Source organism: Pseudarthrobacter kochi, from assembly GCF_055412805.1.
On the sequence record NZ_JBVAYV010000001.1, the window covers coordinates 80,707 to 93,046 of the forward strand.

General features: G+C 68.4%; 13 protein-coding genes and 1 tRNA gene. 8 read left to right on the plus strand and 6 right to left on the minus strand.

The features are described from left to right. The first annotated feature begins 12 nt into the window (after nucleotides 1-12). The 4 genes from ygfZ (at nucleotide 13) to ACZY0Y_RS00455 (ending at nucleotide 3,773) form a co-directional block, all read left to right on the plus strand. On the plus strand, nucleotides 13-1,095 hold the full coding sequence (ygfZ, locus tag ACZY0Y_RS00440; protein WP_463879715.1) for a CAF17-like 4Fe-4S cluster assembly/insertion protein YgfZ: 1,083 nt from the start codon (nucleotides 13-15) through the stop codon (nucleotides 1,093-1,095). Next, nucleotides 1,092-1,487: an ankyrin repeat domain-containing protein gene (locus ACZY0Y_RS00445; RefSeq protein WP_463956421.1), complete on the plus strand. Its 396-nt coding sequence runs from the start codon at nucleotides 1,092-1,094 to the stop codon at nucleotides 1,485-1,487. The genes ygfZ and ACZY0Y_RS00445 overlap by 4 nt, the downstream gene beginning before the upstream one ends. A 120-nt stretch (nucleotides 1,488-1,607) precedes the next feature. Next, nucleotides 1,608-2,171, plus strand: coding sequence for a PadR family transcriptional regulator (locus ACZY0Y_RS00450; RefSeq protein ID WP_463879718.1), 564 nt, complete (start codon nucleotides 1,608-1,610; stop codon nucleotides 2,169-2,171). Nucleotides 2,172-2,246: 75 nt separating this feature from the next. After that, nucleotides 2,247-3,773: a DHA2 family efflux MFS transporter permease subunit gene (locus tag ACZY0Y_RS00455; RefSeq protein ID WP_463956422.1), complete on the plus strand. Its 1,527-nt coding sequence runs from the start codon at nucleotides 2,247-2,249 to the stop codon at nucleotides 3,771-3,773. A gap of 23 nt (nucleotides 3,774-3,796) precedes the next feature. Here the strand turns inward: ACZY0Y_RS00455 and ACZY0Y_RS00460 are convergent, their stop codons facing one another. From ACZY0Y_RS00460 to ACZY0Y_RS00480, 5 genes are all read right to left on the minus strand, one after another. Beyond that, entirely contained in the window at nucleotides 3,797-4,507 is a 711-nt protein-coding gene (locus ACZY0Y_RS00460) for a GNAT family N-acetyltransferase (protein ID WP_463956423.1), read from the minus strand. A 52-nt stretch (nucleotides 4,508-4,559) separates the two neighbouring features. Continuing rightward, nucleotides 4,560-5,585 (minus strand): 6-phosphofructokinase, encoded by a 1,026-nt coding sequence (locus tag ACZY0Y_RS00465; protein WP_463879723.1) that lies wholly within the window; start codon nucleotides 5,583-5,585, stop codon nucleotides 4,560-4,562. A 158-nt stretch (nucleotides 5,586-5,743) separates the two neighbouring features. Then, complete coding sequence (locus tag ACZY0Y_RS00470; protein ID WP_024367654.1) at nucleotides 5,744-5,998, minus strand: PspC domain-containing protein; 255 nt, start codon at nucleotides 5,996-5,998, stop codon at nucleotides 5,744-5,746. A 3-nt stretch (nucleotides 5,999-6,001) separates the two neighbouring features. Next, nucleotides 6,002-6,298 carry a hypothetical protein gene (locus ACZY0Y_RS00475; RefSeq protein WP_024367653.1) on the minus strand — a complete coding sequence of 99 codons (297 nt, stop codon included), beginning with the start codon at nucleotides 6,296-6,298 and terminating at the stop codon, nucleotides 6,002-6,004. A gap of 1 nt (nucleotide 6,299) precedes the next feature. After that, nucleotides 6,300-7,928, minus strand: a complete 1,629-nt coding sequence (locus ACZY0Y_RS00480) for a PspC domain-containing protein (protein ID WP_463956424.1) — start codon at nucleotides 7,926-7,928, stop codon at nucleotides 6,300-6,302. 124 nt (nucleotides 7,929-8,052) lie between these two features. Here ACZY0Y_RS00480 and ACZY0Y_RS00485 point away from each other — a divergent pair, with 124 nt between their 5' ends. Both ACZY0Y_RS00485 and ACZY0Y_RS00490 read left to right on the plus strand, forming a co-directional pair. After that, nucleotides 8,053-9,465, plus strand: a complete 1,413-nt coding sequence (locus ACZY0Y_RS00485) for an ATP-binding protein (protein WP_463956425.1) — start codon at nucleotides 8,053-8,055, stop codon at nucleotides 9,463-9,465. Then, a complete protein-coding gene (locus tag ACZY0Y_RS00490; protein WP_463879730.1) occupies nucleotides 9,462-10,136 on the plus strand; it encodes a LuxR C-terminal-related transcriptional regulator in 675 nt (224 codons plus the stop codon). The genes ACZY0Y_RS00485 and ACZY0Y_RS00490 overlap by 4 nt, the downstream gene beginning before the upstream one ends. A 157-nt stretch (nucleotides 10,137-10,293) precedes the next feature. On the opposite strand, the gene ACZY0Y_RS00495 is transcribed toward ACZY0Y_RS00490, so the two are convergent. After that, nucleotides 10,294-11,511 carry a pyridoxal phosphate-dependent aminotransferase gene (locus ACZY0Y_RS00495; protein WP_463879732.1) on the minus strand — a complete coding sequence of 406 codons (1,218 nt, stop codon included), beginning with the start codon at nucleotides 11,509-11,511 and terminating at the stop codon, nucleotides 10,294-10,296. Between the two features lie 284 nt (nucleotides 11,512-11,795). On the opposite strand from ACZY0Y_RS00495, the gene ACZY0Y_RS00500 reads away from it, so the two are divergent. Together ACZY0Y_RS00500 and secE are read left to right on the plus strand one after the other, a co-directional pair. After that, a tRNA-Trp gene (locus ACZY0Y_RS00500) sits at nucleotides 11,796-11,868 on the plus strand. 79 nt (nucleotides 11,869-11,947) lie between these two features. Further along, nucleotides 11,948-12,232: a preprotein translocase subunit SecE gene (gene secE, locus ACZY0Y_RS00505; protein WP_160664273.1), complete on the plus strand. Its 285-nt coding sequence runs from the start codon at nucleotides 11,948-11,950 to the stop codon at nucleotides 12,230-12,232. The last annotated feature ends 108 nt before the right edge of the window (nucleotides 12,233-12,340 follow it).

Below are 12,340 nucleotides of genomic sequence, written 5' to 3' on the forward strand. Positions count from 1 at the left end.
CTTCTACTACATATGACTACCAAGAGCCCACTGCTCGCGCGCCCTGGCGCCGTCGAAGCCGGCGGCGCTGACGCCGGCGTCGCCTCCCACTACGGCGAACCGCTGCGCGAACAGCGGGCACTGGCCGCCGGAACCGCCGTCGTCGATTTGTCGCACCGCGGCGTCGTCACCGTTACCGGGCCGGACCGGCTGAGCTGGCTCAACACGCTGTCCTCCCAGCAGCTCACGGACCTGCCGCCGGGGCAGTCCAGCGAACTGCTGCTCCTGAGCGTGCAGGGCCGGATCGAATTCGACGCACGGGTGGTGGACGACGGCGCCACGACCTGGCTGATCGTCGAGGCCGCCGAGGCCGGCCCGCTGGCGGAATGGCTCAACAAGATGAAGTTCATGCTCCGGGTCGAGATCACCGACGTGTCGGCGGACTGGGCCGTGCTGGGGTCCACCCGACGGGTGCCCGAATGGTCCGGGCTGCTTGTCTGGGAAGACCCGTGGCCGCATGTCGGCGCCGGCGGCTACTCCTACGCGGTGGTGGGGGAGGATTCCCACCCCGGGCTCGAACGGCCGTGGTTCGAGTACCTCGTCCCGGCCGCTGAACTTGAAGCCACGGCCGGCGAACGCCCGCTGGCCGGGGTCTGGGCAGCCGAAGCCCTGCGCATCGCAGCGTGGCGGCCGCGCTGGGGTGCCGAAACCGACGACAAGACCATCCCGCACGAACTCGACCTGCTCCGCACCGCCGTGCACCTGAACAAGGGCTGCTATAAGGGCCAGGAGACTGTGGCCCGGGTCCACAACCTGGGCCACCCGCCGCGCCGGCTGGTGTTCCTGCAGCTCGACGGCTCGCAGCACACCATGCCCGCGGTCGGCAGCGAGGTCCGGTCCGGTGACCGCAGGGTCGGCACCGTAACGTCCGTGGCGCAGCATTACGAAATGGGGCCGGTGGCCCTGGCCGTGGTCAAACGCTCGGTAGCGCCCGGGGAAGTACTGACCGTCCTTGACGGCGAAGAGCCCTACACGGCGGCGCAGGAGGTCATTGTGGCTCCCGACGCCGGCCAGGTCGTGGGGCGGCAGACCGGTTTTCTGAGGGGGACCCGATGACAGAGGGAAGCACCGCGCCGGACGAGGAGACTCTGGCCCTGGCCCACAGGCTCCTTGATGCTGCCCGCCAGGGTGACTCCGCCATGCTCGGAAGCTACCTCGCCGCCGGGGTCCCGGCCACCCTGACGAACGCGGCCGGGGATTCCCTGCTGATGCTCGCGGCCTACCATGGCCACGCCGACACCGTCCGGCTTATCCTGGCGCACGGCGGAGACGCCAATACCGCCAACGACCGCGGCCAGACGCCTCTTGCCGGTGCCGTTTTCAAGGGCTACACGGATGTGTCGCAGGTGCTGATCGACGCCGGCGCGGACCCCGACGCCGGGACGCCCTCCGCCCGGGCGGCCGCCCGGATGTTCGACCGGAAGGACATCCTGGCCCTGCTGGGCTGACCATGTCCCGGGGGCCCGAATGGTAGTTTGCGTGCTCATACTCCATGTGGAATATTTCTAGTGGAATATACCCGCGGCTTCTCGCCGCGTTGACAGACACCGCGTGAAGGAAAATGCTCCATGGTCCGAACCGCGCCGCTGACACCGCTGGGTGTCGCCGCTCTCTCCCTGCTGGTGGAAGAGCCCATGCATCCCTACGAGATGTACCAGCTCCTGATGGCCCGGCATGAGGACCGGCTCGTGAAGGTCCGGCCGGGAACGCTGTACCACGCGGTGGGGCGGCTTGAGGAGCAGGGGCTGGTCCTGGCTGCCGGTACAGACCGTGAAGGCAACCGTCCCGAACGGACCACGTATGAGATTTCCGAGGCAGGGCGGGCAGCCCTCACCCAAAGGCTCCGGGACATGCTGGCCAGCCCCGTCAACGAGTACCCCTCGTTCCCGCTGGCCGTCTCGGAAGCGTATAACCTTCCGGCCGGCGTCGTCACCGGATTGCTCGACCGCCGCCTCCAGGGCCTGCAGGGGCACCTGGATTTCCTCGCCGCGGCGCAGGACCGGGTCCGGACGAAGGGCGTCGAACGCAAGTACTGGATCGACATGGACTACCAGCAGGTGATGCTGCAGGCCGAGATCGGCTGGATCCGGCACCTCCAGGACCAGCTCGGCAGCGGCCAGCTGGCCTGGTAGCCCATCCGGGGCTTCGGCCCCTCCGAACTCCTTGAGAACTAAAACAAGCATCCTTTTCGACCCGTAAGGAATCCCATGGAAATCGTTGCCAGGCCGTGGCCGGCGCTGTGGTCCCTCGTGATCGGGTTCTTTATGATCTTGATCGACACCACCATCGTCTCGGTGGCCAACCCCCGCATCATGGAAGGCCTGAACGCCGACATCAACGCGGTGATCTGGGTGACCAGCGCCTACCTGCTCGCCTACGCCGTGCCGCTGCTGATCACCGGCCGGCTGGGCGACCGCTTCGGCCCGAAGAAGCTCTACCTGACGGGGCTCGTCGTCTTCACGCTGGCTTCGCTCTGGTGCGGGCTCTCCGGCGACGTCCAGACACTGATCCTGGCCCGGGTCTTCCAGGGCTTCGGCGCCGCGCTGATGACACCCCAGACCATGGCCGTCATCACCCGGATCTTCCCGCCGGACCGCCGCGGCGCCGCGATGGGCATCTGGGGCGCCACCGCGGGCGTCGCCACGCTCGTGGGACCGATCCTCGGCGGCGTCCTCGTGGACGGCCTCGGCTGGGAGTGGATCTTCTTCATCAACCTCCCGGTCGGCCTCGTCGGCTTCTTCCTGGCCGTGCGCTACGTGCCCGCCCTGAGCACCCACCCGCACAAGTTCGATATCCCCGGCGTGCTGCTCAGCGCCGTCGGGCTGTTCCTGCTGGTGTTCGGCATCCAGGAAGGCGAGACCTACAATTGGGGCACCATCACCGGACCCATCACGGTGTGGGGGCTCATTATCTCGGGGATCGTCGTGCTGGTGGCGTTTGTCGTGTGGCAGAAGGTGAACAAGGGCGAGCCGCTGCTGCCGCTGTCCCTGTTCAAGGACCGGAACTTTTCCCTGGCGAACATCGGCATCACCACCGTCGGCTTCGCCATCACCTCCTTCACGCTGCCGCTGATCTTCTACTTCCAGATCGTCCGCGGGCTGACCCCCACCCAGTCTGCACTGATGATGGTGCCAATGGCGCTCATTTCCGGCGGGCTCGCGCCCGTGGTGGGCAAGATCATCGACCGGGTCAACCCGAAGTTCATCACCGCGACCGGTCTGCTCCTGATGTCGGTGGCGCTGGCCTGGAATGCCGTCCTGATGCACCCGGATACGCCGATCCTGCTGTTCCTCCTGCCCAGTGCCGTGCTCGGTTTCGCGAACGCCGGCATCTGGGCGCCGCTGAGTACCACCGCCACCCGGAACCTGCCGCCGCGGCTGGCCGGCGCCGGTTCAGGCGTGTACAACACGACCCGCCAGATCGGGGCAGTCCTCGGCAGTGCCGCGATAGCGGTCCTGATCCAGGCGCGGCTCGCGGCCGAACTCCCGGCAGTTCCGGGCGGATCCGGGGAGGCAAGCCCGATGTCGTTTGGCGGCACACTGCCCGCAGCGTTGCAGGAGGGGTTCTCGACGGCGATGGGCCAGTCCATCCTGCTGCCCGCTGCTGTGATCCTGATCGGCATGGCGGTGGTGCTGTTCTTCGCCAAGCCCCAGCCGGTCCAGGACTGGGGCACGCCCGGCTCCGTGCCGGCAGCGTCAGCCGGCACCGGGGGCGCCGGACTGCAGTCCCGCTGAGTTGACGCCGGTGTGCTGCCGGGTCAGCCCAGCAGCACACTGGTCTGGATGCCGCCGGCGGAAAAACCCAGGCTGCGGGCGATGGCCAGGGAGCCTTTGTTGCTGACCTCGGCGCGCCACTGCAGCGTCAGCCCGGAGGCGAGGGCCTCATGGGCCGCGATGGAGGCGGCCAGTGAGCCCAGTCCCTGGCGGCGCCGCTCCGGGGCGACCAGCACCCCCATCTGGGCCAGGATGCCCTCCCACTCGGTGTAGGCGCCGCAGGCCACCGGGGTCCGGCGGCCGTCCTCCAGGTGCATGATGGTGAAGCGGTGCTCGAGGTCCGAGAGGCCCACTTCGTTGACGTCATCCGGCGGGCAGGCGGCTTCCAGCTCGACCGCTTCCGGGCTACCCTGCGAGACGGTCAGTTCCTCCGCGGGCTGCTGCAGGGGCAGGTCGTCCGCGAAGAACAGCGCCGCGGCGCCGAGCCCGTGGCCGCCGTGGTCCCGTGTGATGGTCAACAGGGTGCCGTGCTGGGCCAGTTCCCCGTCGGACAGCCCGACGGCGGCGTCGAGCGCCCATTGCGGTCCCACCAGGGCGGAATTGCCGAACAGCCGGACGAACTGGACGGCGCGGGCCGACTCGTCGGCACGTGCGATGCGTTCGCCCGCGGCAGCCGCAAACGCGCCGTCGTCGAGGCCCAGGCGGCGGGCCCACGCGAGCTGGATGATATCGACCGAACCGGGCTCAAGTGTCATGGCTCCACCCTACCCACCGGCGTGTCGGGCTCAGTGCAGCGGATCAGGCGGCTCAGCCGAAGAGGACCGCGGCCTCGTCATAGCGGTACTGCGGGACGGTCTTGAGGTTGCCGAGCGCGGCGTCGAAGCCCACGTGGACGATGTCGGTGCCGTTGAGGGACACCATGGTGCCCCAGCGTTTTTCGACGACCGAGTCGATGGCGGCCATGCCCAGGCGGGTCGCCAGCACACGGTCGAATGCGGTGGGGACCCCGCCGCGCTGGATGTGGCCCAGGACCGTCGCCCGGGTTTCGATGCCGGTCATGGCCTCCAGTTCGGGGGCCAGCCGCTCGGAGATCCCGCCCAGCCGCGGACGGCCGAAGGTGTCCAGCCCGCGTTCGGAGTGCGGCGTTTCCTGGTCATCCGGCACGAAGCCCTCCGCGACGACCACGAGCGGAGCGCGGCCGCGGTCGCGTGCGGAGACGACCCATTCGGCGATTTGCTCCATGGAGGCTTTCTGCTCCGGGATCAGGATGGCGTGGGCGCCCGAGGCCATGCCGGCGTGCAGGGCGATCCAGCCAACGTGGCGGCCCATGACCTCGGCGATCATGCAGCGGTGGTGGGACTCGCCCGTGGTCCGCAGCCGGTCGATCGCCTCGGTGGCGATCTCGACGGCGGTGTCGAAGCCGAAGGTGTAGTCCGTTGCGTCGAGGTCGTTGTCGACGGTCTTGGGGACGCCGACAATCTTCAGGCCGGCGTCGGTGAGCCTCTTGGCCGCGGCCAGGGTGCCTTCCCCGCCGATGGCGATGAGGGCGTCGATGCCCAACCGGTCCATGTTGGCCTTGATGACCTCGGGCCCGCCGTTGTTTTCGAACGGGTTGGTGCGGGACGTGCCCAGGATGGTCCCGCCCTGCTTGGCGATGCCGCGGACCATGGTGCGGGGGATCTCGATGGTGTCGCCCTCGACGACGCCGCGCCAGCCGTCCAGGAACCCCACGAACTCGTGGCCATGCACGGCGATGCCCTTCAGGACGGCGCCACGGATCACGGCGTTCAGTCCGGGGCAGTCGCCGCCACTGGTGAGGATTCCAATTTTCATGTCTCGGCTCAAATCCTGGTTCGAAGGGTTACAGGCAGAGCGCCACGCTGAGCTCACCTAGAGTCTAGTAGCGCATGTGGGGCGGGACACAAACGTTGACAACGGAGAAGTGCCCCCGCCGGGCGGCAGGGGCACTTCGCCGTCTCGCGGGCCGGATCTTAGGGGCGGGACGAACGGTTCGCCAGGAACGTCTCAAGGACGATGGCGTTCCGCTGGTCCGGGAGGAGCAGCCAGGCCGCCAGATAGAACACGAAGGCCGGACCGGGAAGCAACGCGAAGAGCAGGAACGCGATCCGGACGAACGCGACATCCACATTCAGCTTGGCGGCGATGCCGCCGCAGACACCGCCCAACCAGCGCTGCGGACCACGTTTCAGGCCGAGGCCCCTGACGGTGCTGAAGAACTTTTCCATGGTTCAAGACTTCCCTGTCGATGCTGCTTTGTCACGTCCGCGGGCCGAAAGCAGCCCGCCCACCACAAGTGCCGCCCCCGCGCCGATCATCAGGCCGATCACCACGTAGGTGCCGTTGAGCGCGACGATGCCGAGCTGGGAAACGATGATCAGTGCGGCGAGGGCCACCACAATCAGCCCCCAGACGATGGTGCCTACGCGCGGCGGGGAATCCTCCGGCGGCTCCGGGGCGCCGGAGCGCGGGGGAGTGGCGGGGCTGCTGCCTTCCGGGCTGCCGGACGGTGCGTCATAGCTGCTCATGTCAGTTCCCTTCCTTGATGGTGACGTTGCTGAAGGTGCCGTTGATCTTCACGACCAGTGTCGCTCCCGGCTTGCCGGTGTTGTAGTTGCTTTGCTGGGTGGTCATGCCGCCGTGGTTCTGGCTGCCTTCGTTGAGGTTGCCCATGGTCATGTCGGCGCGGACCTCCACCGGAACAGTGTTCGGGATAACCACCGTGAGGTTGCTTGCCGTCGCGTCAATGGGGACCACCAGATCTGTTCCCAGCGGAGGATTAAGCGAGATCCTGGTCAGGTCCACGGTCCCGGTGCCGGCCGTGATATCAAAGCCGCCCAGCGCCTGCTCGATGCTCACCGGTGACCAGTCGGCGTTCTGCGGGCGGAAGCGGTCGCCGTTTGGGAGCACATTGAAGATGCCGCCGACGATCAGGGCGACCGCGGCGAAGAATCCGAGGATGCCCGAGGTGCGGCCCCGGAGCCCGGCGATGAGGATCCCGAGACCCAGGACCACGGCGGCGCTGGCCCAGACGACGGCATTGCTGGAGGTGCCAAGGTCGATCACGTTCGCGACGTCGAGGGCCTTGATGCCGCCGCCCACCAGCAGTGCGAGCCCGGCGGTCACCGCCACCGCGGGGGCGCCGGGGCCGAGGTTCCGGGGTTTGGCCGGCGGGACAGGTCCGCCGCCCGGCACCGGCCGGTAGCCGCCCCCGGGGGGAGGCACGGGGCCCGACGGCGGAGGCGCGCCCCAGCCCGGTCCGGGCACGGTTGACTCGCCATAGCGGGGCAGCGCAGTCGACGCGCCGTAGCCGGTCGTGGCGAAAGGCGTTCCCGGCGTTGCCGGTGTCGAGAGTGTCGAAGGTGTTGCCGCGGCCGGTGGGTAGGCGGGGCCTGCCGGGCCGCCGGCCTGCGGGCCCGGGGACAGGGGTGTCACTCCGTTCCGGGGCTTGTTGCGTTGGCTCAGGTAGTAGATGAGGTAGATGACGCCGCCCACCCAGAAGACGGTCCAGATGAAGGGGCCGACGCCGTAGCGGTCCCAGCCCCAGACGCCGGTGCCCAGGCTGGGGAAGCCGATGATCGTGGTGATCAGGGCCCCGGTCATGCCGGACGACCACCGGCCGGCGGCGGCCTCCTGGACGTGGATGCGGCCGTCGGGCTCGGGCAGGAGTGCCCACGCGATGCCATAGAGGAGGACTCCGACGCCGGCGAAGACTGTCAGGACAATCAGGATGCCGCGGACAATCAGCGGGTCGACGCCGAAGCGCCCGGCGATGCCACTGGCCACCCCGCCCACCCAGCGCTCGCGTCCGCGGTGGATACCCTGGCTGCGGATCCAGTCGAAGAAGTTCTGCGGCTGGCTGCCGGCCGGCGGGGGTGTTGGACCGTAATAGTGCGGCGGCGGTGGGGGCGGCGGCGTCCCGGCGCCGGCCGGGAAGTCCAGCGGGAGAGTCGCGGACGTATCAACCGGAGCGGTGGCGGAGTCGTCTGCGGCAGGCGCCCGGTCCGCGGCGGAACCGGCAGAGGTGGCCGGCGACCGCTCGGCCGGTGCTCCTGCGGCTGGTTCTGCGGCTGGTTCCACCGGTGACCCGGCAGGTTGTCCGGCGGTGCTGCCCGAAGGGACGTCGCCTTCATCAGGGTGCTCAGTGTGCGGATTCATACTTCGATCCTCCCGTCAGACACGATTCTGCTCTACTGGGGAACACCCTGACCTGTCCCTGAGTCGCCCCCGGTTAGGGCTGGAAACACGTCCGGGGAACCCTGATCCGTGCTTGGATTGACTCATGACAACCGCCGCGTCCCGCCCGCCGCTGGTCCGCGGCAGCGACCGGGTGGTAGCCGGCGTCTGTGCCGGCCTCGCCCGGCACCTGGGCTGGCCGGTGCGGATGGTCCGGATCGGGATGGCCGTCGCCGCGCTCGCCGGCGGCGCCGGTGTGGCGTTCTACGCCTGGCTCTGGATCATGGTTCCCACCGCTGACGAAAGCGCCAGGCGCAATGCCCGCCAGCCGGCGTCGCCCATTGCCCCGGCCGTGAGTGAGCCCTACCCGGCCTACGCGGACCCTTACTCCAGGCTCCCGACGGCGGCCGCCTCCCCCGGCCTGGCCGCACCAGCAGGCGGCGCAGCGCCGGGACCGGCGGCTGCGCCGGACGGGGCAGCCCCTGGCGGTTCCTGGCGGGACCGGGTCACCGGCATGCGCTACGGCAAGGAGATTCTGCTCGGAGCGGGCCTGCTGCTGGCCGCCGGCATCCTGATCGCACGCCTGCTTGGCGTTGATGTTCCCCTCGGGACCCTCATCCCGGTTGCGGCCATCCTGGGCGGCGCGGCCATCGCCTGGATGCAACTGGATGAGACGCGCCGGGCCGGCCTCGTGGACAAGACGAAAGCGGACCAGGCCGGCGGCTGGGCACGCCTTGCGGCCGGGCTGGCCCTGGTTGTGACCGGGGTCCTGCTGATGGTGTCCGGCTCAGGGTCGTGGGAACAGACCTGGCTTGCCCTGCTGGCCTCGGTGGCGGTGCTGGGCGGCGTGGCGCTGGTGCTGCTGCCCTGGGGGCTGAAGTTCTGGCGAGACCTTGAAACGGAGCGGGCCGGGCGGGTCCGCGCCACCGAACGGGCCGAGATCGCCGCGCACCTCCACGACTCGGTACTGCAGACACTTGCCCTGATCCAGCGGCGCGCCGGCAACGAGACCGACGTCGTGCGCCTCGCCCGGGCCCAGGAGCGCGAATTGAGGGGCTGGCTGTACCGGGATCCGGGCAAGGAAGCCGGTCAGTTGTCCGAGGGCATCCAGGCCGCGGCGGCGGAAGTGGAGGACTCCCTGGGCCACGCGGTCGAGGTGGTGGCCGTGGGCGACTGCGCCATGACCGAACGCCACGAGGCGCTCGTCCAGGCCGCCCGGGAGGCGATGCTGAACGCCGCCCGGCACGGCGGGGGCGCCGTGTCGGTGTACCTGGAAGTCACGGCCGGCGCGGCGGAGGTCTTCGTGAAGGACCGCGGTCCCGGCTTCGACCCGGACGCAGTCCCCGCTGACCGGCTGGGAATCCGTGAGTCGATTGTGGGACGGATGAAACGCCACGGCGGCACTGCCACCATCACCAGCAACCAGGACGGCACCGAGGTGCGGCTCAGGCTGCCCCTGCCGGCGGGGGCATCCACCGGCGCTGCCGCCAACAACAGCAACGGAGAGGCAAAACTGTGAGCAACACCGAAACGGGGACTCCCGTCCCAGTGATCCGGGTGGTGATCGTGGACGACCACACCATCTTCCGGTCCGGTCTGAAGGCCGACCTGGATCCGGACATCATCGTTGCCGGCGAGGCCGCAACCGTGGAAGACGCCGTTGCCGTGATCGCAGCCGTCCGACCCGACGTCGTGCTCCTCGATGTCCACCTTCCCGGCGGGCTCGGCGGCGGCGGACGCGAGGTGCTGGCCGGCTCGGCACCCTTGTTTGGCAGCACGCGGTTCCTGGCGCTGAGCGTCTCGGACGCGGCCGAGGACGTCGTCTCCGTGATCCGGGCAGGGGCGCGCGGCTATGTCACCAAAACCATTTCGGGTGCGGAAATTTCCGACGCCGTCCGCCGGGTTGCGGGCGGGGACGCCGTCTTCTCTCCCCGGCTGGCGGGCTTTGTGCTGGATGCCTTCGGGACCGCCCCTGCGGATATTGCCGACGACGAACTGGACAGGCTGTCAGCCCGCGAACTCGAAGTGATGCGGCTCATCGCCCGCGGCTACAGCTACAAGGAAGTCGCCAAGGAGCTGTTCATCTCGATCAAGACGGTCGAAACCCACGTCTCGGCGGTGCTGCGCAAACTCCAGCTTTCCAGCCGGCACGAACTCACCCGCTGGGCCGCCGAGCGCCGGCTCCTCTGACCCTCCCGCACATGCACCCACGGGACATGCTCATTCTTGGACACCAGCAGTGGGCAGAATGGCATTCTGCCCACTGCTGGTGTTTGCCGCTGGGCATGTCCAGTGGTGCGTGGTCCGGGAGCGTCGGGTTTAGTGCTGCAGGATCTGCGGGAGCGTCCTATTTGGCCTTGCCGAGGAAGTCCTGCAGGCGGGCGACGCCGGTGGCGAGGTCCTCGTCGCCGAGGGCGTAGGACAGGCGCAGGTAGCCGGAGGGGCCAAAAGCCTCGCCCGGAACGACGGCCACCTCGACCTCATCCAGGATCAGGGCGGCCAGCTCCGCCGACGTCGAGGGCCGGACGGGGCCGTTCGCGGACGGGAACTCCTTGCCGAGCAGGGCACGGACGTCCGCGTAGACGTAGAAGGCGCCTTTCGGCGTCGGGCATTCCACACCCTCGATGGCGTTCAGGCCGGCCACGATCGCTTTGCGGCGCCGGTCGAAGGCGAGCTTCATGTGGTCGACGGCAGTCAGCGGGCCGGACACTGCGGCGAGGGCGGCCATCTGCGGGATGTTGGACACATTGGAGGTGGCGTGCGACTGCAGGTTGGTGGCGGCCTTGATGACGTCGGCCGGGCCGATCATCCAGCCCACGCGCCAGCCGGTCATGGCGTAGGTCTTCGCCACGCCGTTGAGGATCACCACTTTGTCGCCCAGCTCCGGGACGGCCGTGGCGATCGAGGTGAAGGGCACGCCGTCGTACGTCAGATGCTCGTAGATTTCGTCCGTGACCACCCACAGGCCCTTGGCGGCGGCCCACTGGCCGATCTCCCGGACCTGCTCCGGGGAGTACACGGCTCCGGTGGGGTTGGAGGGGGAGACGAAGAGGAGGATCTTGGTGCGGTCCGTGAGGGCCGCCTCGAGCTGCTCCACCGTGACGAGGTATCCCTGCTCCGGCCCGGCGAACACCTCCACCGGAACGCCGCCGGCGAGCCGGATGGCTTCCGGGTAGGTGGTCCAGAAGGGCGTGGGGACAATGACCTCGTCGCCCGGGTCAAGCAGCGTGGCGAAGGTGTTGTATACGGCCTGCTTGCCGCCGTTCGTGACGAGCACCTGGGACGCCTCGGCCCGGTAGCCGGAATCCCGGAACGTCTTGTCCGCGATGGCCTGCTTCAGCTCCGGCAGCCCGCCCGCCGGGGAATAGCGGTGGTACTTCGGCTGGCTCGCTGCCGCGATGGCTGCCTGCACGATGTAGTCGGGGGTCGGGAAGTCCGGCTCGCCGGCGCCGAAGCCGATGACCGGCCGGCCGGCCGCCTTCAACGCCTTCGCCTTGGCATCAACAGCCAATGTGGCGGATTCGGCTATGGCGGAAATACGCTGTGAAATGCGGGCGGCAGGCATCGCGGGTCCATTCTTCGCTAGCAGCTTCGGTGGCTGTTTGTGGGATTCGACGGAACCTACTCTATGCTGTTCACCGGATCGCCCGCGGTGCCGGCGTGGAAATGTGACTGCATGTTCGTCAGGACATTTTCGAGGCTGATTTCCCGGCGGGCGGGCGTCCGGAGTGGCCGGTTCGACGTAGGCGCAGTTCTTGCGTAGACTGGTTCTCCGGTGTTGAAAACACGATGATGGCCTGCGCCTCAGGGAAGTCTGGGGAAACGGGCCGGAAGTGGTTTTCGATCCATAGGGTAGTGGCGCAATTGGTAGCGCAGCGGTCTCCAAAACCGCAGGTTGCAGGTTCGAGTCCTGTCTGCCCTGCGCAAGCTGCTCCGGATTCTCCGGAGCAAGCGCAGCAACCATGGTTCAGTTCAGAGCCGGGTATCCGACATTTGCGAGGATGAGTGAGATCCAGGTGACCGAAACGGCTGCAAGCAGCTCCAGTGGCCGCCCCGCCAAGAATGCCCCCAAGGCAGGCTTTTTCGCTCGAATCACGCTCTTCGTCCGCCAGGTCATCGGCGAGCTGAAGAAGGTCGTTGCACCGACCCGCAAAGAACTGATCAACTACACGCTCGTGGTGCTGGTGTTCGTGGTCATCATGATGCTCATCGTCACCGTGCTCGATCTGGCCTTCGGGATCGGCGTGGGCTGGGTCTTCGGCGGCACGGGCCCCACGGACCGCTAAGGCGACCGGTCCGCAGACTGCGTGGATCACCACCGGGATTCCGGAGGTTCCGCGGGGTGTGCGGAATTGAGTCATTTAAATAGGCATGTTAGGCAATGAGGAAGCAGG